The 21,324-nt window shown below is 65.9% G+C and carries 18 protein-coding genes and 2 tRNA genes; 7 read left to right on the plus strand and 13 right to left on the minus strand.

Annotated elements, in window-relative coordinates:
- Positions 1-271 (plus strand): integrase core domain-containing protein (locus F466_RS0112835; protein ID WP_018994294.1); only part of this gene is annotated, 271 nt, incomplete at its 5' end.
- Positions 272-321: 50 nt separating this feature from the next.
- On the opposite strand, the gene F466_RS0112840 is transcribed toward F466_RS0112835, so the two are convergent.
- On the minus strand, positions 322-1,986 hold the full coding sequence (locus F466_RS0112840) for an ExeM/NucH family extracellular endonuclease (RefSeq protein WP_018994295.1): 1,665 nt from the start codon (positions 1,984-1,986) through the stop codon (positions 322-324).
- Positions 1,987-2,010: 24 nt separating this feature from the next.
- On the minus strand, positions 2,011-2,442 hold the full coding sequence (locus tag F466_RS0112845; RefSeq protein ID WP_018139680.1) for an Rrf2 family transcriptional regulator: 432 nt from the start codon (positions 2,440-2,442) through the stop codon (positions 2,011-2,013).
- A 258-nt stretch (positions 2,443-2,700) separates the two neighbouring features.
- On the opposite strand from F466_RS0112845, the gene F466_RS0112850 reads away from it, so the two are divergent.
- On the plus strand, positions 2,701-3,582 hold the full coding sequence (locus F466_RS0112850) for an undecaprenyl-diphosphate phosphatase (RefSeq protein WP_018139681.1): 882 nt from the start codon (positions 2,701-2,703) through the stop codon (positions 3,580-3,582).
- A gap of 15 nt (positions 3,583-3,597) precedes the next feature.
- On the opposite strand, the gene F466_RS0112855 is transcribed toward F466_RS0112850, so the two are convergent.
- Together F466_RS0112855 and F466_RS0112860 are read right to left on the minus strand one after the other, a co-directional pair.
- On the minus strand, positions 3,598-6,120 hold the full coding sequence (locus tag F466_RS0112855) for an ABC transporter permease (protein WP_018994296.1): 2,523 nt from the start codon (positions 6,118-6,120) through the stop codon (positions 3,598-3,600).
- Positions 6,117-6,827, minus strand: a complete 711-nt coding sequence (locus F466_RS0112860; RefSeq protein ID WP_018994297.1) for an ABC transporter ATP-binding protein — start codon at positions 6,825-6,827, stop codon at positions 6,117-6,119. Before F466_RS0112860 ends, F466_RS0112855 begins: the two co-directional genes overlap by 4 nt.
- On the opposite strand from F466_RS0112860, the gene F466_RS0112865 reads away from it, so the two are divergent.
- Positions 6,826-7,593, plus strand: a complete 768-nt coding sequence (locus F466_RS0112865; protein WP_018994298.1) for an arylesterase — start codon at positions 6,826-6,828, stop codon at positions 7,591-7,593. The genes F466_RS0112860 and F466_RS0112865 overlap by 2 nt on opposite strands.
- On the opposite strand, the gene F466_RS0112870 is transcribed toward F466_RS0112865, so the two are convergent.
- From F466_RS0112870 to F466_RS0112890, 5 genes are all read right to left on the minus strand, one after another.
- The gene (locus F466_RS0112870; protein ID WP_018994299.1) at positions 7,501-7,827 is read right to left on the minus strand and encodes a hypothetical protein; all 327 of its coding nucleotides are present in this window, start codon (positions 7,825-7,827) and stop codon (positions 7,501-7,503) included. The two genes, F466_RS0112865 and F466_RS0112870, sit on opposite strands and share 93 nt — an antisense overlap.
- A gap of 62 nt (positions 7,828-7,889) precedes the next feature.
- Positions 7,890-7,966, minus strand: a tRNA-Arg gene (locus F466_RS0112875).
- Positions 7,967-8,041: 75 nt separating this feature from the next.
- Complete coding sequence (locus F466_RS0112880; protein WP_018994300.1) at positions 8,042-8,947, minus strand: HPP family protein; 906 nt, start codon at positions 8,945-8,947, stop codon at positions 8,042-8,044.
- Positions 8,948-9,066: 119 nt separating this feature from the next.
- Positions 9,067-9,885, minus strand: a complete 819-nt coding sequence (locus F466_RS0112885) for an OmpA family protein (protein WP_018994301.1) — start codon at positions 9,883-9,885, stop codon at positions 9,067-9,069.
- 2 nt (positions 9,886-9,887) lie between these two features.
- Entirely contained in the window at positions 9,888-10,712 is an 825-nt protein-coding gene (locus F466_RS0112890) for a motility protein A (protein WP_018139688.1), read from the minus strand.
- 139 nt (positions 10,713-10,851) lie between these two features.
- On the opposite strand from F466_RS0112890, the gene F466_RS0112895 reads away from it, so the two are divergent.
- The 4 genes from F466_RS0112895 to F466_RS0112910 all read left to right on the plus strand — a co-directional run bounded on the left by F466_RS0112895 (position 10,852) and on the right by F466_RS0112910 (position 15,974).
- Complete coding sequence (locus F466_RS0112895) at positions 10,852-11,436, plus strand: LemA family protein (RefSeq protein WP_018139689.1); 585 nt, start codon at positions 10,852-10,854, stop codon at positions 11,434-11,436.
- 9 nt (positions 11,437-11,445) lie between these two features.
- The gene (locus tag F466_RS0112900; RefSeq protein ID WP_018994302.1) at positions 11,446-13,419 is read left to right on the plus strand and encodes a M48 family metallopeptidase; all 1,974 of its coding nucleotides are present in this window, start codon (positions 11,446-11,448) and stop codon (positions 13,417-13,419) included.
- Between the two features lie 43 nt (positions 13,420-13,462).
- Positions 13,463-13,549 (plus strand) — tRNA-Leu (locus tag F466_RS0112905).
- A gap of 148 nt (positions 13,550-13,697) precedes the next feature.
- Positions 13,698-15,974: a diguanylate cyclase gene (locus F466_RS0112910; protein WP_018994303.1), complete on the plus strand. Its 2,277-nt coding sequence runs from the start codon at positions 13,698-13,700 to the stop codon at positions 15,972-15,974.
- 26 nt (positions 15,975-16,000) lie between these two features.
- On the opposite strand, the gene mnmD is transcribed toward F466_RS0112910, so the two are convergent.
- The 4 genes from mnmD to F466_RS0112930 form a co-directional block, all read right to left on the minus strand.
- Positions 16,001-17,860 carry a tRNA (5-methylaminomethyl-2-thiouridine)(34)-methyltransferase MnmD gene (mnmD, locus tag F466_RS0112915; RefSeq protein WP_018994304.1) on the minus strand — a complete coding sequence of 620 codons (1,860 nt, stop codon included), beginning with the start codon at positions 17,858-17,860 and terminating at the stop codon, positions 16,001-16,003.
- 60 nt (positions 17,861-17,920) lie between these two features.
- Positions 17,921-19,291 carry a peptidoglycan DD-metalloendopeptidase family protein gene (locus F466_RS0112920; protein ID WP_018993152.1) on the minus strand — a complete coding sequence of 457 codons (1,371 nt, stop codon included), beginning with the start codon at positions 19,289-19,291 and terminating at the stop codon, positions 17,921-17,923.
- A gap of 264 nt (positions 19,292-19,555) precedes the next feature.
- On the minus strand, positions 19,556-20,338 hold the full coding sequence (locus tag F466_RS0112925; RefSeq protein ID WP_018139694.1) for an ABC transporter permease: 783 nt from the start codon (positions 20,336-20,338) through the stop codon (positions 19,556-19,558).
- A complete protein-coding gene (locus tag F466_RS0112930; protein WP_018994305.1) occupies positions 20,335-21,312 on the minus strand; it encodes an ABC transporter ATP-binding protein in 978 nt (325 codons plus the stop codon). The genes F466_RS0112925 and F466_RS0112930 overlap by 4 nt, the downstream gene beginning before the upstream one ends.
- Positions 21,313-21,324 lie beyond the last annotated feature (12 nt).

Below are 21,324 nucleotides of genomic sequence, written 5' to 3' on the forward strand. Positions count from 1 at the left end.
GGTGCAGCACGGCGCCCGGGCCAGCATGAGCCGGCGGGGTAACTGCTGGGACAATGCGGTGGCCGAACGCTTCTTCCTAAACCTGAAGATGGAGCGCGTCTGGCGACGGGACTATGCCAATCACGGCGAGGCCACCCGGGACATCACCGACTACATCGTCGGCTTCTACAACGAGCGCCGAAGGCACTCGACCCTGGGCTACCTGTCGCCCAACGCCTACGAGCGAAAATGGACAGCCGAAACACCGATCGAGGTGTCCGAAATCACTTGACCACTACAGGAGGCCGACGCAGGAGCGTCAGAACAACTCCCGACCCGTGACTAGTCGACCCGCAGGTCCAGCCAGACGGGGTCGTGGTCGGAGGCGCGCCATGGCCCGTCGGCGGGCTGGCTCCCGTCAAATCCCAGAAAGGCCGGTTCATCGGCGTTGATCGCCCAGGAGCCGGCGTCCCCGACGTGTTTAGCGATTCCCCCGGGGCCGAGCAAGTAGTCCAGTTGCCCGGACTGCCCGCGAAAGACATAGCTGTAGGCCCGATCAGGTTCGGCATGGACCAGGTCCCGTTTCCCCGCCTCGCGTAGCACACGGAGCGGGTCTTCCGCGGCGTAGGCGTTCAGGTCGCCGGCAATGATCACGGGCAGCCCGTCGCGACGCTCCTGTTCGATCCACTGTGCCAGGCGTTCGGCCTGGGCGGTGCGCCGCTCGTTCCAGCATCCCTGCCCGCGATCGACATCGCCGCTGGACGGACATCCGGATTTGGCCTTGAAGTGCACCGCCACGACCCCGAACAGGGGTTCACCTTCCGGTGTGCCGAACCATGTAAGCAGCGGTGGACGGTGATGCACACGGTCTTCGTCGGCGACGACTTCCAGTAATTTCAGCCGATCGGGGCGGTAGGTTATGCCCACCTTGATCGCGTCCGTCCCCGGCGCGGGATGCCGTACCGCCTCGTAGGCGAGGTCGCCGTGCTGATTCAGGCGCTCGATCAGGCGTTCGCGGGCGACGGGGCGGTTTTCCAGTTCGATGGCCGCAATCAGGTCGGCGTTCAGAGGGAGCAGGGCGGCATTCAGCTTGGCCTCCTGCCGCTGGCGTTCGGCGCGATTGGCCGCGCCACGCTCGCCCAGCGTGACAAAGTCATTCTCCATGTTGGCAGTAACGATGCGCAGTGCACCGCCTGTCGCCGGGTTCGGCGCCTCGGGTCGGGTGCCCCCCTCCCACTCAGGCGTTTCGGTCGGATGCAGGCGGTGGGCATCGAAGGCGTGGGTCAGGATGCCGGTCAGGCCCGTGACCTGGCTGCCGACGCGCCGCGTCCCCTGGTCGTCGAGATAGGGGATGGGGTCCGGGCGGGCGCGGTAGCTGCCATCGTCCAGCACGATGCGGCGTTCGGCATGGTCGTGGTCGTCGAACGCGCCCGTTTGCCCCGGGTGCCACAGGCGTCCGCCGGCGGCGAGTTTCAGGTTGCCGTAGCGCTCGAGTTCATGGTGGCCCGATACGGTCAGCGTCTGATCAAAGCGCACGCGCACGTCCTCGAAGTCAGACAGTCGTTCGGCGTCGCGCGGGAGCTCGAGTGTCACCGGCTCGGGCAGCCGACCGCTTCCGCAGGTCTCGATGCCGTCGATGCGGGCGAGCTGGGGACGGCCGTGGTGGTGGCCAAAGCGGCCCTGTACGCGCAACCGATCACCCGGCGTAACCGGCTCTTGGCGCGGGGCATAGACGAACAGCCCGGTTGGCCTGTCGGACTCGTCGTTCTGCAGGTAGAAGCCGCCCAGTTGATCGTCACCCATGAAGACGCCGGTCACGATGCCCTCCAGAACGACGGAGGCGTCGTCCGCCGGAGGTTCGGCCAGCAGTTCGTCGGTCGTGAGGCTGGCTCTGTCGGACGGGCAGGCGGGTGCCAGCGCAAGCGCAGGCGGTGCGGCAAGCGCAAGGGCCACAAGCAGCGGGGTTGCGGCCGATAGCGGTCGGCGGGAGGTCACGTGCCGATCCATGGCGGCGTCCTCGGGGCAGTGGGGTCAGGCGCTATAGCGTAGCAGGGACCGCAGGTGTTCGGGTGACTGGGTGACATCGCGCACCGTGTATTGATCGAGCACCGCGAGGAAGGCATCGCGGGCGTCGTCCAGTACCCCGCGCAGCTGGCAGCCGGGCAGGATCGGGCACATCGGGCTCTCGCAATCGACGACCTTGAGGTTGGGCTCCATGTCGCGTACGACGGCCCCGATATTGATCGACTCGGGTGCGCGAGCGAGCGAGATGCCGCCGCCCTTGCCGCGGCGGGTGATCAGATACCCCTTCTGGCCCAGCTGGTGAACGATCTTGACCAAGTGGTTGCGCGGAATGCCGAAGCGTTCAGAGATCTCGGTGACGGTGACGCGCTGGTCGTCGGGCTGGACCGTGAGGTACATCAGGACGCGCAGGGAGAAATCAGTGAAGCGAGTTAGTTGCATGGGGTGACTCGTTGGCGGTTTGCAGGCCAGATCGGCGCTCGCCAGGTCCCGTACGTTCTCGCGGGTCGCACGGGTTCGGTTGGTCGGCTGCCAAATATACGGCTATGTGAATGTATAACGGCAAGATAAGGGTGTACTGGCGCAAAAACAAGTACGTTGGGTATATGAAAGCGAGTGCCGGGGCGCGAACCCGGTAACACCGTTTCCCGGGCCGTTTCCGTATACTGCGCCCGCCTTTGGGACAAAACCGGAATCGGAATGACAGTTTGGGTTGCCACCCTGCTCGGCGTCGTGCAGGGCATCTTCATGTTCTTGCCGGTCAGTTCGACCGCGCACCTGGTGCTCACCCAGCACTGGCTGATTCTCAGTGGCGAGCCGCTGCCGCCGCCGGAAAGCCCGGAGATGATCCTGTTCGATCTGGTTGTGCATGTCGGCACGCTGGTATCGATTATCTACGTATTCCGCCAGAGTCTTTGGCGCCTGAGCGGCGGGATCGCCCGCGAGAGCTGGCAATGGGCGTCGGCCGGTGGCAGCGCGGGCCGAGAGATGCTGTTCCTGCGCCTCGCGCTGCTCTGCGGCTTGTCGGTTTTCGCCACCGCCGCAATCGGCTTTACGCTGAAGGCGAGCTTTGAGCACGTGTTCGCCAATCCGACGCTGATCGCCGGCACCCTCACGCTGACGGGCATCCTGCTGTGGTGGACGGATCGCCTGAGCCGACGTCCGCTGGGGCTGCGCAAGCTGGGGCCGAAGATCGCCACGGTGATTGGCGTGGCCCAGGGCTTTGCGCTGGTCCCCGGGCTGAGCCGCAGCGGGATGACCATCACCTTCGCGCTGTTCTCGGGCCTCAAGCGGCGCTGGGCAGCCGAATACAGCTTCTTCCTCGCAATCCCGACGATCCTGGCGGCCACCGCCGTTCAGTCGCTGGATGTCTGGACGAATGGCAATGGGCTGGGGGATCTGACCTGGACGCCGCTGATCGTCGGGTTCGTGGTCTCCGCGGTGGTCGGGGTGGTCTCCCTCAAGATGGTGCTGTTCTTCCTCTATCGCGCGCGCCTGAAGGTCTTTTCCTTCTATGTCTGGGCGCTGGCGGCCCTGGTGCTGTTCGGCTTCCTCGACGTGGACATCATGTACGGCCACTGATGGTCGTCGGGCGCATCACTCGGGGCCGCGCAGGACCCCGAGTGGCGCCTGGCGCAGTACGCTGCGCGTCCCCAGCCATCCGGCCAGCGCGATCCCCAGGGTCCCGCCGACGATCCCGAAGACGAAGGTCATCGGATTGATCCGGTAGTCGAACTCGAACACCTGCCAGGCCAGCAGGGCCCCCACCGCGGTGGCGATGATGGCTGCCAGCAGACCCGCCAGAAAACCCAGGCTGCCGAACTCGGCCAGCAGTGCCCGTCGGATGTGGTGCCGCCGCGCCCCCAGCGTGCGCAGCAGTGCGGTCTCGCGGCGGCGGACGTCGCGCGTGGCCTGTACCGCCGCAAACAGCACGGTCAGGCCCGCGACCAGGGTAAACAGAAAGACGTACTCGACCGCGCGGGTGGCCTGGTCCATCACGTCGCGGACCTGCTCGATGATCGCGCCGACGTCGATCGCGGAGACGGCCGGGAATTCGCGCAGCCAGCGGTTCTGCTCCGCTCCCATACCTTCCGGCACATGCAGCGCGGTGATATAGGTGCGCGGCTGCTCGCCCAGCAGGGCGGGCGGGCCGATCACAAAGAAATTGACCCGGAAGCTGTCCCAGTCGACCTCGCGTACGTTGGCGATGACCCCGCGCACGGGTTGCCCGCCCACCCGGAAGGTCAGGCTGTCGCCGATCTCCAGTCCAAAGCGTTCCATCAGCCCGGCCTCGACGGACCAGGCACCGTCGGCCGCCTCGCCGGTCGGCCCGTGGTGGAACCAGTGGCCCTCCGTCACGCGGTTGTGCTCCGGCGGTTCCTCCGCGTAGGAGAGGTTGAACTCGCGATCCACCAGGCGCCGGGTCTGGTCGTCGTCAAAGTCATCGGGCTGGACCGGCTGGTCGTTGATCGCGATCAGGCGTCCGCGAATCATCGGGTCCATCTGCGGGCGTTCGAGCCCGGAGGCCTCGATCCGGTCGGCGAACGCCTCTTCCTGTCCGGGCTGGATATTGACGAAGAACTGGTTTGGTGCATCGGCGGGGATGCTGGCATCCCAGGCCGAGAGCAGGTCCACACGCACAATCGCCAGCAGCAATAGCGCAAGGATGCCGATGCTGAAGGCAACCAGTTGCACGGCGCTCAGCCCGCCGCGGCGGGAGAGGTTGGCCAGACCAAAGCGCATGGCCATGCCCCCGTGATTGCGCAGCGGGCGCAGGGTCAGCACCAGCAGCAGGCCCAGTGCGCCGAGTACGACCAGGGCGCCCGCGGTCCCCAGCAGGACCCAGGCGGCCAGGCGCGGGTCGGCCGCCTGCCAGTACAACAGCGCACCGAAGGCCAGAAGGGCCAGCAGCCCCGACAGCCAGACGGAGGCGGGCGGGAGCCCCAGATCACGGCGCAGTACGCGCAGGGGGGACACCTGGCCGATGCGCAGCAACGCGGGCAGGGCGAAGCCGATCGCGGTAATCAGGCCCACACCGAGGCCCGCCGCTACTGGGCGTAACCCCGGGGGCGGCAGGTCGCCCGCCAGCCACTCACCGAGCAGCGCGGAGAGCACGAACTGCGCCGCGAACCCAATGGCCAGGCCCAGTGCACTGGCCAGCAGCGCAATGATCAGGACGTGGCCAAAATAAAGCCTGAGTACATGGCGTCCGCTGGCCCCCAGCGCGCGCATGACCGCGGCGGCGTCCGCACGGCGCTGGGCAAAATGATGGGCGGCCACCGCGATCGCCGCGCCGGCCAGCAGGACCGCCATCAGAGAGGCCAGCCCGAGGAAGCGCTCGGCTCGCTCGATCGCGACCTGCAACTGCGGATTGGCGTCGTCCAGCCCGCGCAGTCGCTGGCCCGGCTCCAGGCGCTCCTCGATCCAGTCGCGGTAGCTTTCGATCGGGGCCGCCGGGCCGGTCACGAAGAGCTCGTAGCGCACGCGGCTGCCGGGTCCGATCAGGCCGCTGACCTCGAGATCCTCATAGGCGAGCATCAGCCGGGGTGCGATATCCAGCAGGGCGCTGCCGCGGTCCGGCTCCCGCGTGATCTCGCCGGCCACTTGCAGTTCCAGTTCGCCGACCTCGACGGTATCGCCGACCTCCCGTTCCAGCGCCTGCAGCAGGGCGCCCTCCAGCCAGGCCGTACCGGGTTCCGGTCCCTGGGTGCGTACCTCGGGGTCCGCGTCCGGGTCGGTTCGTACGAGGGCCTCGCCCAGCAGGGGCCAGTCACGATCCACCGCGCGCAGCGCGGACAGGCGGGAGTCGTCCTCGGGGGTGAACAGCACGCTGGGCAGGGCCGCGGTGCGGGCGGTCTGCAGGCCTCGACGTTCGGCCTCCGCGAGCCAGTCCTCCGGGATCGGCTGGTCGCCGACCACGGCCATGTCACCGCCCAGCAGCAGGGTCGCCTGCTGCGCCATGCCGCGATCCACCCGATCAGTGAAGAACCCGACCGCCGCGACCGCCGCCACCGCGACGACCAGGGCTGCGGCGAGCACACGCAGTTCGGCACCGCGCCATTCGCGCCAGGTGCCACGAATCCATTCGCGCGGACCGCCGCGCCTAGAAAGCCAGGTCATGCCAGCACGCCGTCCTCGATATGAAGGATGCGATCGCATTGCTGCGCGAGATCGGCGTCGTGTGTCACCAGGATCAGCGCCGTGCGCTGGCCCTGGTCATCCGGTTCTCGGGCCAGGCTGAACAGCAGTTCTATGATGCGGCTACCGGTCTGACCGTCGAGATTGCCGGTGGGCTCGTCCGCGAACAACACGGCCGGGCGATCCACAATCGCGCGGGCGATGGCGACGCGCTGCTGTTCGCCTCCCGAGAGCTGGTGCGGGTAGTGGGCTTCGCGCTCGCTGAGCCCGACGCGCTTCAGCGCGTCGCGGGCCCAGGCGGAGATCTCGGTTTGCGAGCGCGCCTCGTGCTCGGGGTTAAGCTCCAGCGGCAGGAGCACGTTTTCGAAGGCCGTCAGTGCCGGGAGGAGTTGGAAAGACTGGAACACGAAGCCGACGCGCCCGGCGCGCAGGACTGCCCGGCCATCTTCGTCCAGCTCACTGATCGTTTGGCCGAGCAAGCGAACTTCTCCGGCACTTGGGGCGTCCAGACCTGCAAGAAGTCCGAGCAATGTGGACTTGCCGGAGCCGGAGGCGCCGAGGATGGCGACCGTCTCGCCGGCGTGCACCGCGAGCGAGACTCCGCGCAGAATATCCAGTACACCGCTGGGGCCGGCGATCCGCTGTTGCAGGTCGCGGGCTTCCAGAACCGAAGATGAGGATGCATCCATGTGGCGTTATTCCCTGGTCATGTTTGCGTGGCTCGCGTTGCTATGGAGTCCGCTTGGCCTTGCGAATTCCATCAGCTCGGAAAATTCAGGGGAAGAACCCGCGAAGGTGCTGGTGTTCGGTGATTCCCTGAGCGCGGCATTCGGGATGAACGATTCCGAAAGCTGGGTGGGGCTCCTGGAGGCGCGTCTGAGCGAGCGCAATCATCCCTGGCGTGTGGCCAATGCCTCGATCAGTGGCGAGACGACGGCCGGGGGGCGCGAACGACTGCCTGAGGTCCTCGAACGCGAGAACCCCGACCTCGTGATCCTGGCCCTGGGAGGCAATGACGGCCTGCGCGGGCTCTCGCCACGGGCCATGCGCGAGAACCTGGAGGCGATGCTGGAGGCGATCGACTCGGCGGGCGCCCAGACGCTGTTGCTCGGGATTCGCATTCCGCCCAACTACGGCCCCCAGTACAGTCAGCGCTTCGAGGCCGTCTTCGCCGATCTGGCCCGGGAGCGTGGGCTGGTGTTCGAGCCCTTCTTCCTGCACGAGGTTGCACTTCGCGACGGGATGATCATGGATGACGGGATCCACCCGACGCCCGAGGCGCAGCCCTACATGCTGGATGCCGTGTGGCCTCATTTGGAGCCCATGATGCACGGGATAGAGGCTTGTCTGGACGACGGGGTTTCAGTTTCCGAGCGCGCAGCGCAGATCGGTCAGGACGTCCTCGGGGAGGAGCTGGCGCAGCACTGGATGGATATCGCGTTCGACCTCGGATAGCAGCGGCAGGGTGCGAACCAGCGAGTGCCGCGAAAGTGGGTCGCCGTACTGATTCGTCTGAATCGGGCGGTCCAGGCCGGTCTCCATCAACGCGATACCCGGCTCGCCGCGGGGGCCCTCGTCGAGGACCTCGACCAGTTCCACCATGCGGCCATCCACTTCCCCCTGCACCCCGATCAGCGGTGCCAGGAGATCGACCAGTCGTTCGGCCTGTTCCGTGGTGAGCGTCTCCATTGGGGTACCTTACGGTGGATTTTCCGCCGACACCAGTTCGTTAAGGAAACACTAATGGAAGGTGGTGTCCCCGGCAGGATTCGAACCTGCGACCTGCCCCTTAGGAGGGGGCTGCTCTATCCAGCTGAGCTACGGAGACAGCCGCGCCGCGAGTATAAGCATGTGTCGGGATTCGCGCCAAAGCGATGTGGCGGTTCCCAGGCTGTGGCGACGGTCACCCTTGAACGTCCAGGCGATGGTGGGCCCAGGCGACAAAGTCCATCACAGGGCAGCGACCTTCCTCGGGGACGCCTGCGCCGCTAATGACGCGATACGTGATCAGGTCGCCATCTCGCGCCAGGACCTTGCGCACGCTCCAGGCGTGGTCCGCGGCGCCGTTGCTGTAGCACTGTCCGGGACGAACATCCGCAGGATCGATCGCGTCCGGGTGCGCATGGTGGCGTCGTGCCAGGAGGTACAGGCGGGCCAGGTCGTCCTCCGTCATGTCGAGATACAGATTGAGATCGCGCATCGCGTGCTCCAGGTCGGCCTGGCTGAGGCCGGCACGCTCCAATGCACCGGACGGGCCGGCGGGCGAGGGCTCGCCCAGGCGCGCCAGGGCGGCCGGGTAGCGGCGCCATGGAAACGGGTAGTTGATCACGATGGCGACCATCAACATGACGGCCACGCTGGAGAGAACGGGGTGCAGGATGAACAGCAACCCCAGCTCCTCGACCGAGGCGCCGCCCAGCACGGCATACAGCGCCGTGGCGCCCCCGGGAGGGTGCAGGCAGCGCAGGTAGTACATCGCATAGACGGTGAGGCCGACCGCGAGCGCGGCCGCGACCAGCGGGTGATCGACCAGGTGACGGACGGCGACCCCGACCATAGCCGCAATGGCATGCCCGCCGAGGACATTCCAGGGCTGCGACAGCGCGGCCCGGGGTGCGGCGAAGAGCAGGACGGCGGTAGCGCCCAGGGAGGCGAGGATGAGCCCGTTGATCCCGCTTTCGGTGACCGAGGCCGCGACCTCCAGTGACAGATACAGGCCGATCACGGCCCCGATCAGCGCGATCAGCTTGTCCTTGTGATTGGTGGTGTCGAGGAAGTCGCCGAGTAGGAGGCCGCGTCCTGTGCGCATGTCTGCCCGTTGCTCATAAGTTGAATAAAGTGCACAGCTTTAGGGGCGCAGGGCCCGTGGTCAAGTGGTGGGTTGCGTGCTGCGGGATTCCCGGGGAAGGTATGGGAATCCCTCGGGCGTCATGGATCCGCGGCGGTTGGAGACTCGAGGATCAGCGCGACGCGCCGATTCTCGGAACGGCCGCGTGCGGTGTCGTTGCTGGCCACAGGCTGGGTGTCGGCGCGGCCCACGGCGCGCAGTCGCTCGGCGTCGAGTCCCTGGTCCAGCAGGTAGCGGACCACGCCGCTGGCGCGGGCGGAGGAGAGCTCCCAGTTGGAGGGAAAGCGCTCCGTCCCAATCGGGATGTTGTCGGTGTGCCCCTCGACGGTAATCAGGCCGTCGTGCTCGTCCAGTAGGGTCTCCAGCTGCGCCAGTAGCGCCCGGCCTTCCGGTTGCAGGTCGGCCTGTCCGCTGGCGAACAGGATCTCGTCCTGGATGCGCAGCTCGGTGCGGCCGGGGTGCTCGACGACCTCGACGCCCTGAGGTGCCTGCTCGCGCATCCTGGATGCGGTCGTGGCCGCGCCCTCGGGATCGGGGTCGTCCACTTCCGGCAGCGGTTCATGGAGCCGGCCTTCGAGATCGCCCAGGTCTCCTGTTAGCGGCGCGACCAACGGGTCGAGGAGGGCCTGGTGATCGGGGTGGGCGAGCTGGATCGGTTGGGCCGCGCTGGCCAGTGGGCGGTCGTCGCGCGGGTCCATGAAGGTCAGCATGATCACGAATATGACGATGACCAGGGTGAGGACGTCGAGATAGGTGAGGATCCAGGCGTGCTCGTCGTCGCGCTGGCGCTCGCCCGGATAGGAGCCGAGAAAGGCCTGTTCCGGTCGCGTGGCCGCCTGGGCATCCATCTCGGCCTGCATGGCCGCGCGGTTGGAGGTGGAGTATCCGGGGCTGGGCATGCTCAGGTGCGTTCCTGGCGTTCGGCTTCATCCGGATCGGGTTCGCCGTTGGGCTCGGTCTGGCGGATCTCGTCGCGGTGGTTCTCCATGAACGAACGCAGGGTCTCGCGGATGTACCCCGGGGTGCGGCCCTTGCGCATCAGCATGATGCCTTCGAGCACCATGGTCATCAGCACCACGCGGCCCTCGGTGCGCCGTTCCAGCTTGATCGCGATCGGGCGGAACACGAGGTTTGCCAGCAGGATGCCGTAGAACGTGGTGATCAGGGCGATCCCGAGGTTGACCGCGATGATGGTGAAGTCATCGGTCTCGGTGGTCAGCAACAGGTTAATCAGTCCGATCAGCGTCCCCAGCATGCCGAAGGCCGGGGCATAGGTGGCCATGGTGCGAAACATCTGCGCATCGGCCTGTTCGCGGGCGCGCAGGCGGGCCATGCGCCAGTTGAGCAGGTCCTGGATGTCGTCCATCGGGGTGTCATCGATCACCAGCTGGATGCCGGTGCGCAGGAACGGATTCTGGACCTGCTCCAGGCGCTGCTGGACGCCGCGCAGGTTCTGCGAGTACCAGTAGCGCGAGACCTGAACGATCTCTTCCAGGTCGCTGGCGATGTCGTAGCGCTCCTCGCGGATGGCATGCGCCCCCGCACGGAAGACTCGCACCACCTCGTGAAAGGGATAGCTCATCAGGGTCGCGGCGATCGTGCCGCCGAGCACGATACCCAGCCCCGGCAGGTTCAGGAAGGCATGCAGGTCCTGCGAGGAAAAGGCGATCACGCTGCCGAAAACCAGCAGGCTGCCGATGATGCCGAGAAGGGTCGAGAGATTCATTCAGGAATCCGTAAGGCTCCGGGATTGATGGGGGTCAGGGTATAGCACGGCCGCGCCGGGTTCACGCAGTCCCGGGCGTTCGCCGGCGGCGTCGTTCCTGCGTACACTCGGGGCTTTGTTTGCTGAGGGAGAGGCCGGCATGGAATGGGTGCTGATCGCGATTGTGGTGCTGCTCGTGGTCTGGGCGGTCTGGACATACAACCGGCTGGTGACGGCGCGCAACCGCTACAAGAACGCGTTTGCCCAGATCGACGTCCAGCTGACCCGCCGCTACGACCTGATCCCGAACCTGGTGAAGGTCGCGGAACGCTACATGAGCCATGAGCGCGACACGCTGGAAGCAGTGATCCAGGCGCGCAATCAGGCGATGGACCGGCTGAAGCAGGTGGGCGGGGACCCCACGAACACCGAGGCCGTGCGCCAGCTGTCCGGGGCCGAGCAGGGGCTGTCCGGCGCCCTGGGACGCTTGTTCGCGCTGTCCGAGAACTATCCGGACCTGAAGGCGAACGAGAACATGATGCAGCTCTCCGAAGAGCTGACCAGCACCGAGAACCGGGTGGCCTTCGCGCGTCAGGGCTATAACGATGCGGTGATGCAGTACAACATCCTGCGCGAGATGTTCCCGAACACCCTGATCGCGAACAACTTCGCCTTCCGCCCGGCGCAATTGCTGGAGATCGAGGACCCGCAGAAGCGCGAGCCGGTCGAGGTCAACTTTTCCTAGGGACAGGGCATGAATTTCTTTGAACATCAGGACCGTGCCCAGCGGCGCACGCGGGTGCTGCTGGGCCTGTTCATGCTGGCTGTGCTGGCGATTGTGGTGGTGATGAACCTGATCGCGCTGGTGCTGTTCGGCCAGGCGCAGGCGACCGCACCGGGCGAACCCTGGCTGACCCGGGCGTTTCTCCGCGACAACCTGGACGTGGTTGGCTGGACCAGTGCGTTCACCGTGGGGCTGATCGGTCTGGGCAGTCTCTATCGCATGCTGAGCCTGCGCGATGGCGGTGGCGCGGTTGCGCGCGAGCTTGGGGGCACGCGGATTGAAGGGGACACCCGTGATCCGTTGCGCCGCCGCCTGATGAACGTGGTGGAAGAGGTCGCGATCGCCTCGGGGGTTCCGGTGCCCGAGGTCTACGTGCTGGAGCAGGAGCCGGGCATCAATGCCTTCGCGGCCGGGTATTCGCCGTCCGATGCCGCGGTCGCGGTGACGCGCGGCGCGCTGGAACACCTGAACCGGGACGAGCTGCAGGGCGTGGTCGCCCACGAGTTCGGGCACATCCTCAATGGCGATATGCGCATGAACATTCGCCTGGTGGGGATGCTGTTCGGGATTCTGGTGATGGCACTGATCGGGCAGCGTGTGCTGTTGGCGATGCGCTTTTCCCGCAACAACCGGAACGCCGGTGGGATCGTGGTCGCGGGCCTGGTGCTGATGATCGTGGGTTACATCGGTCTGTTCTTCGGGCGTTGGATCCGGGCATCGGTTTCGCGTCAGCGCGAATACCTGGCGGATGCCTCAGCCGTGCAGTTCACGCGCCAGCCGGAGGGTATTGCGGGGGCGCTGAAGAAGATCGGGGCCAGCTACTCCGGGCTCAACGCGGACAGCGAAGAGGTCGGACACATGCTGTTCGTCAATGGGGGGCTGGGCCGGATGTTTGCGACCCATCCGCCGCTGGAAGATCGTATCCGCAAGATCGAGCCGAGTTTTGATCCCTCGGAGCTGGAGGCTGTACAAAAGCGCATGCAGGACGATGCGCGGCGCCGGCGCGAGGAGCAGGAGGCCGAGGCCGCGCGCGAACAGGCCGAGCCGAAGGCCGGGGGTGGGCTGGCGTTGCACCCCGAGGCCCTGCTCGAAGCGATTGGCGACCCCGGCCTTGCGCATATCCTCGGCGCCGGCTTCCTGGTCGCCGCAGTGCCCAGCGCCCTGGAACGCTCGGTGCATTCCGATCGCTGGGCCGCCGAGGCCGTGCTGTATCTGTTGATCTCCAATGACGCGGAGGTGCGAGATGCCCAGCTGATGCGCATCCTCGAGACGCGCGGCGAGGACAGCGAGAAGCGCGTGCGCGACCTGCTGCAGGCAGTACCGGAGCTCAGTCCCGATCTGCGCATCCCGGTGCTGGAGATGGCCTTCCCCGTGCTCCGCCGTCACCCCCCACAGGAACGCGAGGTCTTGTCAGGGCTTGTAGATGAGCTGATTCAGGCCGATGGACGGGTGTCGGCCTTCGAGTACGCGCTCGGGCGCCTTGTACGGCGTCAGCTGCAGGATATCGAACGGCCGTCGCAGGCCCGTTCAGGTGGCCGCCGCCGGCTGGCCGACAACAGTGGACAGGCACGCTACGTGCTGGCGGTCCTGGCCCACCACGGGCACCCCGACGATCCCGATGCGGCCATCACGGCGTTCAATGTCGGCGTGGCGGCGCTGACCGGCATCATGCCGCTGGAGTCGGAGGCCCCGCCCGAACTCGAGCAGGCCACCACCGGCAATGCCTGGGCAGCCGTGCTGGACAAGGCCCTGGAGCGGCTCGACGACCTGCGGGTCAAGGACAAGCGGACGCTGGTAGAGGCGATGCTGGCGACGGTTCAGCGCGGCGGTGGCGTCCAGGTAGCCGAGATCGAGTTGCTGCGCGCGATGGCCGCTGCGCTGCACATCCCGTTGCCCATCGCCGAGATGGCGGATGGCTCGCAGGGGAGCGGGTCAGCGGGATAAGGCTCCACACCCGGCTGGTGTAGCCGGTATGATGCGAGTCCCCGGGGGCGTGGCGGAACGGGTAGACGCAAGGCACTTAAAATGCCTCGGCCGCAAGGCTGTGCCGGTTCGAGTCCGGCCGCCCCCACCATTATCTTTCCTTGCACTTGAAGTGCCACGGCTAATCGTCACTTCCAAAAGCATATTTCTGCGCCTCGGGTGAGCAGCGATCTCACCGTTCACAGGGGGGTGTTTTAGGCGCATAGTGGGTACTACCGCTGGTAGTGACAGGTCTGGGCATGGATGACAGCACCCACACGCGCACGGAAGCCCCGCACGACGCGCCTCGGCACAGGGGCCGGGATTCGGGGTCCACGGCGGGCCCCTTTGCCCTGGGCCTGGTGGCCGCCCTGATATTCCTTGGGCTGTTTCTGCTGATTGATCGCGCCTGGAAGATCGAGCTGGAAGATCGCCAGAGTGCCGCGGTGGCGAGCGAGCTCGCCAGTCTGCGCACGCAGGTGGAAAGCGTGATCAATGGGCTGGTGCATTCGACCATCGGGCTGGCGGCCTACGCCTATGTTCATCCGGACCTGGGGACCGACGAGTTCGAGCGCGTAGCCGAGCGCATTTACCGCGGGCATGAAGACCTCGTGATTTCCCTGACGCTGGCACGGGGGCCGATCGTCGAATTTGTCTATCCCCTTGAGGGGAACGAAGGCGTGGTCGGGCTCAACCTCGCCACTCACCCGGAACAGGCGGATTCCTTTCGCCGAGTCCTGAACGAACGAGAGGTGGTCGTAGCGGGCCCCTGGCCGCTGGTTCAGGGCGGTTATGGGCTCCTGGTGCGCGCCCCGGTCGACACGGAGCCCGTTCCAGACAGTCCTGCTCACCGTGCCGCTGACGAGCCTATGGACCAGCTGAGTATCAGCAGCATAGCGCTGGATTTTGAGGCCTTGCTCGAGCGTGCGGGCATCGGCGAACAACTGGGTACGCTGTTGCTTGCCCTGCGCGGCCGGGATGGTGTGGGTGACGCTGGCCCGTTTTTCTACAATCCTCATGACCTCGCCGAGGAGGCGCCACACCGGCATCGGATTCGTTTCCCGGGGGGCGAATGGCAACTCCTGGCCGATGTAGATCCGGCGCACAGGGATACGGATCGTCCCATGGCCTGGTGGGCATTGGGGTTCGTGGGCGCACTGGCAGTGGGCGGCTACACCTATCGTGTCGGGACGGGCATGCAGGCACGTCGACGTGACCTTGATCGCTACCGGGGCCTGGTGAATCGCTTGGAAGACCCGACGCTCGTGGTGTCCGGGCGACGTATCCTCTGGGCAAACCCGGCGTTTGTTCGAATGCTGGGACAACAACCGCCTGTGAATACGGAGCTGGCACAGTTGGACCTTGTGCACCCGGATGATCTCGACCGGCTTCCACCCAACCTCGATTTCACCGGTTCACCTCCCGAGACGCATGGACGCGAGGTACGGATATGCGTGTTTCACGGGGGATGCCGCTTTTTCCTGTTGCGCTGGGTGCCTGTGGACTGGGAGCGAGGCCGTGCGTGGCTGCTGACCTTCGTCGACGTCAACGAAAACCGATTGCTGTTCGATGCCCTGACCGCCGCGCGGGATCTGCAGGATGCGATGTTCGAGGCCATTCCGGGGTATGCCTTTGTGGTCGATTCGGAGGGCACGGTTCGACACGTGTTCGGGGAGGCTTGCCATCGACAGGAGATGGCCCCGGCCCTCCTTGGCGACACCCTGGATCAGTTGTTTCCCTCGGACGTGGCGGCGAACTTCCTTGAGATGGTGAACCGGGCGATCGATGAGGGGACGCTGCAGATGCACGAATACCGCCTGGATGTGGATCTGTTGAAGCGCCTGGGGATTCCCGAGCATGAAACCGGCGCGCGCTGGTTCGAGGCACGGATCCGGCCTCTGGCGCGCGCAATCAACGGCCTCCCCGCAGTCGTCTGGCACGCGCTTGATGTCACGGATCGGCGGGAGCTGGAGGTCAAGCTGAAGACCATGGCCTGGGAAGACCCCCTGACCGGGATGGCCAATCGGGCGGCACTGGATCGTGCGTTCCCGCGGCTGGTGGCGCGTGCCGAGCGTCAGGGGGGACGCCTCGCGCTGCTGTTCATCGATCTGGACCACTTCAAGCCGGTGAATGATCGCTATGGCCATGTCGTGGGCGATCAGCTCTTGCGCCGGGTCGCGGAAAGGCTGAAATCGCATCTGCGCCCGGACGACGTCCTCGTCCGTCTGGGCGGGGACGAGTTCATCGTCCTGACCGCGCCGCTGGAGGAGCGTGAAGAGGGCCTTCATCTGGCCCAGCGGGTGCAGCAGGATCTCGATAACGCGTTCGAGGTCCACACCGGTCCTGGCGAATTCGTGGAGCTAAAGGTCACATCCAGTATTGGTGTGGCCTTCTATCCGGATGTGGGCCGGCATCTGTCGGACCTGATGGTCGCAGCCGACCGGGCCATGTATCAGGTGAAGGCGCAGGGGCGCAATGATGTCGGCCTGGCCGGTGATGCACCCCCTAACCATGGGCGCCCCACGCCGAGGGTGTAGTCCACAACAACCGGCGAATGGGACGACTAGGCGAGCGGGCGTTGCGGGTCGAGGCGGCCAGCGGTGCTGTCCAGCAAGGGCTCTGGCAGACCCAACAGGCGGTCGGCCACCAATTCCGCGGCCAGGGGCGCGTACAACAGCCCGCGCGAGCCGTGGGCCACATTGAGCCAGACGCGGCGGCCGGGGTCGCGAAGACTCGCACCGGCCAGAGGCAAGCGATCACGTACCACAGCACGGTTACCCGCCCAGCGTTCCAGCGTCTCGACCTGGGCGGGGTCACCCAGACCGGGAACCCAGCTCAGGTGCTCGAGGTTGAGCTGGTCGTCCTCGCGGCGAGGCGTGGTGTCGGGTGCGGCTTCCACTGTATCCGGCATCTGTGTCCGCCGATACGTAGCGCCAATCCAGGCCTCGCCCGGGCCTAGCGGGATGCAGTACCCCTGGCCCGTCGTGACCTGTCCACCCCAGTCCGGGAGCGGGGCACGGATCCGGGTCATTTGCCCCGACACGGTCGATACCTGTTCCAGTTCGGGGCACAGGGCGTGTAATCCGGGAGCCGCTGTCGCGACCACTACGTGATCCCATGGGAGAGAATCGGCGCTGGACCCGGCCGGTTGGCCTTCCAGTATCAGGCCCTCTTCGGTGAGGCGCAGGCCGGCGATCCGGCGGGTCTCCACAGGCGGGAGCGACTGCGCGAGGGCCGTACAAAGCCGGGCGAGATTGAGGCCGCAGCCCCCGGGATAGTACAGACGTGGCTCCGGACCCGAATCCGGTCCGCCCTCGAGGTCGAACAAAGCCCCGGTGTGCTCCCGCCCAGCGCGCAGCAGGCGCTGCACCCGTTTCCGGCCGTGGGCGCTGACACCATGAAAGGAGACCCCTTCCGCCAGCACGGGGTCAATGCCGGTTTGCGCAGTAATCTCGCCGAGCAGGCCCCGGGTCGAGCGCATGCCGGCCAGGGCCAGATGATTCAACTCCGTGTCCCTGGGGTGGGGGTTCGGCAACAGGACCGCGGCCGGGTTTCCGGATGCGCCGCCCCCGGCGCCGGCAGGGTCGAACAGTCGAACCTCGCAGCCTCTGTTATGCAATGCGAATGCAGAGGCCAGCCCGGCAACGCCGGCACCGATGATCGCAACCCGGGGCCGCTTGAGCGCGTCGGGTACAGGTCCGCGATAGCTGCCTTCCAGGCGTTCACGCTTCTGGCCATGTCCCGGGGCACGTTGGACTTCAAAACCCACTGCCTCCAGATCCCGGCGTACCTGTCCGGCGGCGGTATAGGTGCCAAAGGTGGCACCGGGGCGCGAAAGGCGCGCGATCTGGCGAAAGACCGCCGTGTTCCACAGGCCCGGGTTCGAGCGTGGCGCGAAACCGTCCAGGAACCAGGCATCGATACCGCCGCGGATCTGCGCCAGCAGGGGAGCGGCATCGCCCAGGCCGAGCGTCAGGATTGCGCGGGCTCCGGGAAACACAATCCGGTGCAGGCCACTGATCGGTGGGGGGTACTGCGCACGGAGGGCCCGGCTATCGGCGTCGTCCAGGTCCAGGTGCCGATGGACCTCCCGCAGATCGTCGAGTGACAATGGATGGGCTTCCAGACTCAGTATCGACAGGAAGGCCCCGGGCGGCGCGTGTTGCCGCCACTGTTGCAGCGTCAGCAGGACGTTGAGGCCTGTACCAAAACCAGTTTCCCCGATGGCGACCGTTCCGCCGGCGGCAAATCGACGCGGGAGGTCGTTGGCCTCGATGAAGACCTCGAAGGCCTCGGCCCCGGGGTCGTCCGAGCCGAAATAGGCGTCCTGGTATTCGGGTGCGTACGGCCGCCCGTCGCGCCAGACGAGGCGCGCCTGCGCCAGTGGTTCACATGGAATAGCGGGAGAATGTGCGGGGGTCACAATCGAAGCGCGCCCCACCTGTAAAGGGGTGGGGCGCCGACCTTTGGCAAAAGCAATGCGTTACTGGCTCAGCAACTCGTCGTAGGGTGTGAACGCGACCTGCGTGTTGCGCACGCCGTTGTCGAGTTGCGCCAGGAGGGTCTGGCTCAAACTCTTGAACTTCTCCAGTTCCTCGCCCGCGAGCGACTCGCTTTCGGGGAGCTCCACACGCATCGGGTCGCGCGGCTGGTTGTTCACGTGGACCTCGTAGTGCAGGTGTGGCCCGGTCGAGCGGCCGGTGTTGCCGGACAGCGCGATACGGTCCCCGCGTTCCACGGTGTCTCCGACGCTGACCAGTTGCCGGTGCAGGTGGAGGTACCGGGTAGAGTAGCCCTGCCCGTGCTCGATCACGATAAAGCGGCCTGCGTAGGGATGGTTCTCCACACGGGTGACGCGGCCGTCAGCTGGCGCGTTCACCGGGGTGCCGATCGGCATGGCGAAATCCGTCCCGGAATGCGGTGCCACACGGCCCGTGACCGGATGCCGCCGACGCGGATCAAAACCGGAACTGATGCGGTAATTGCCCGAGAACGGACGACGATCAAATGGTGGCAAAAGGCTTTCGCCGTCCGGCGTGTAGAAGCGGCCATTGGAGTTGCGGGCCGCGCGTACCGTGATGCGCTGTCCCTCGTAGTCGAAGGCAAGCAGGCGGAGATTGTGCGGGGTGTCGTCACCGACCAGGGTTTCCATCTCCAGCAGCAGAGTGAACTCGTCGCCGGTACGGGCGTGTGTGCGGACCGGGAGGTAGCGGTCCAGCAGCACGGCGATGGCGCCGGCCGCGCGGGGCGAGAGGTCGGTGCGTTGTGCTAGCGCGGCGGACACATTGCCCTCAATCTCGGCACTGATCACCATGTGGCTGACTTCGCGCCCGTTCTCGACCTCACCGCGCTGGAAATCCCAGCCATCTTCCTCGCGGACCCATTCGTAGCCGCTTGCGCGGTCGGTCCAGAGACGCAGGTGGGTCAGGTAGCCGTCTTCGTCCACCTGCCACTCGATCTCCTGCCCCGGCCGTATGCGGTTGAGGATCGATGCGTTCTCGTCATCGTCCAGGAGTCGGTAGAGGGTTGCCAGCGGCAGGTCCCAGTCGCGTTGCCACAGGCTGGTCAGGCGCTCGCCGCTCTCGAGTTTGTGGTTGTTCCAGTCCGAGCGGTCCTCTTCGGCCACGCGGTCTTCGCCTTCGTCGAGGTCGAAGGTTTCGTATGAAGTGGGGTAGTCGGTCTCGTCGTCGAACCCGGAATCATTAATCAGGTCGGTTGCGTAGGCGACCTTGGTGGCTTCGGCGTCGAAGTGCGAACCGGCAGATCCGGCCGCTCCCGGTCCATGCGGCTGGGAGAGTTGCTCGGCCTGGCCGTTCTGGCTATCGGGGGAAACGGTGGGGACCATCGGCGACATCTTGCCGTTGGCCCCGGCTTGCAACGCCGCGATATCGAGCGGTTGCGAGGTTTCTGCGGGCTGAGAAGCGAGAAGAAGACTGGCGCTGATTGCAACAGCGACCCCGGCTGCGCCGAGAAGAAAGACGGGTGGGATCTTTCGTTTGACGCCCATATGGCCTCTGCCCGGAAAAGTTTCCGCTTTATACCACGTTTTTTCCGGTAATAAACCCCCTCTTGCCCACGTTGCGCGGTGTCGCAGGCAGGGTGGCGTTCTCGTGATGCATCAGGACCGGATCCCGATGCCCTTGTTCAACAGTATCAGGGCCGCCGTGTACAGGGCCGCGATGAAGGCCACAATTACGGCAAACGAGACCATGATCGGGAAGTCGCTGGACCCGAGGCTGCCGTAGCGGAAGCCGTCCACCATGTAGAGGATCGGGTTGAGCATCGATACGCCCTGCCAGAACTCCGGGAGCAGGCTGACGGAATAGAACACCCCGCCGAGATAGGTCAGGGGCGTGAGCACGAAGGTGGGCACGATCGCGATGTCGTCAAAGGTACGCGCGAACACGCCGTTGATCAGCCCGGCCAGTGCGAACAGGATCGAGGTGAGCAGGACCACGATCAGCATCACGCCTGCGTTGTGGATACTCAGAGGGCTGAAGAACAACGAGACCAGCAGCACTGCCACGCCGACGCTGAGCCCGCGGGCGACACCCCCGAATACAAAGCCCAGGATGATCACGCTGTTGGGGATCGGCGAGACCAGCATCTCCTCGATGTGGCGCTGGAACTTGGAGCCAAAAAAGGACGAGACGACGTTCGAGTAGCTGTTGGTGATTACCGCGAGCATGATCAGCCCGGGGACGATGAAGTCCATGTAGCGAAAGCCGTCCATGTCTCCGATGCGTTCGCCGATCAGCCCCCCGAAGATGATGAAGTACAGGGCGGTGGTAATCACCGGCGGCAGGATGGTCTGCACCCAGATACGCGCGAAGCGCAGCACCTCCTTGGTCACAATGGTGCGAAAGGCGACCCAGTAGTCATGCAGGTGGCGCTCGCTCATTGCGGGTTCTCCGGCTGTTCGGCGGCGCCCGTGGCCCCCTGCGTCAGGTGGCTGGGGGCGGCGTCGCTGCGGGTCATGCGCAGAAACAGCTCTTCCAGCCGGTTCGACTTGTTGCGCATGCTCTGAACCCGCAGCCCGGCATGGTCCAGGACACGGAAGAGGTCGTTCAGGTGCTGCCCGCGCTTGATGTCGGCCTCCAGGGTCAGTTCGTCGATTTGCCGCAACGGGATCTCGGAGTCGTGGGGCAGCTGCCGGACCGGCTCGCTCAGGTCCAGAACCATGGTCTCGGTCTCGAGCTTCGCGAGGAGCTGCTTCATCGTGGTGTTTTCGACGATCTGGCCGTCATCGATGATCGCGATGTTGCGGCAGAGGGACTCCGCCTCTTCCAGATAGTGCGTGGTCAGGATGATGCTGCGGCCATCGGTATTGATGCGACGGAGAAAATCCCACATCGAGCGACGCAGCTCGATGTCCACTCCGGCCGTGGGTTCGTCCAGGATCAGCAGTTTCGGTTCGTGCACCAGGGCGCGGGCGATCATCAGGCGCCGTTTCATCCCGCCGGACAGGGTGCGTGCCATGTCCTTGCGCTTCTCCCACAGCCCCAGCTCGCGCAGGTAGTGCTCGGTGCGGCGCCAGGCCTCGTGGCGCGGGATGCCGTAGTAGCCCGCCTGGTTCACCACGATCTCGCCGATCGGCTCGAAGTTGTTGAAGTTGAACTCCTGCGGGACCAGGCCGATCGAGCGCTTCACGGACTGTTGATCGCGGTCGAGGTCGTGTCCGAACACGCGCACCTCACCGGCCGTCTTGTTGATCAGCGAGGTGATGATGCCGATGGTGGTCGACTTGCCCGCCCCATTGGGCCCGAGCAGGGCGAAGAAACTCCCGGGCGCCACCTCCAGGTCGATGCCCTTGAGGGCCTCGAATCCGTTCTTGTAGGTCTTGCGCAGGCCGCGAATTTCCAGCGCTGGTGTCATGCTCACATCCTG

It is taken from the genome of Thioalkalivibrio sp. ALgr1, from assembly GCF_000378285.1.
In the GTDB taxonomy this organism is placed as follows: domain Bacteria; phylum Pseudomonadota; class Gammaproteobacteria; order Ectothiorhodospirales; family Ectothiorhodospiraceae; genus Thioalkalivibrio.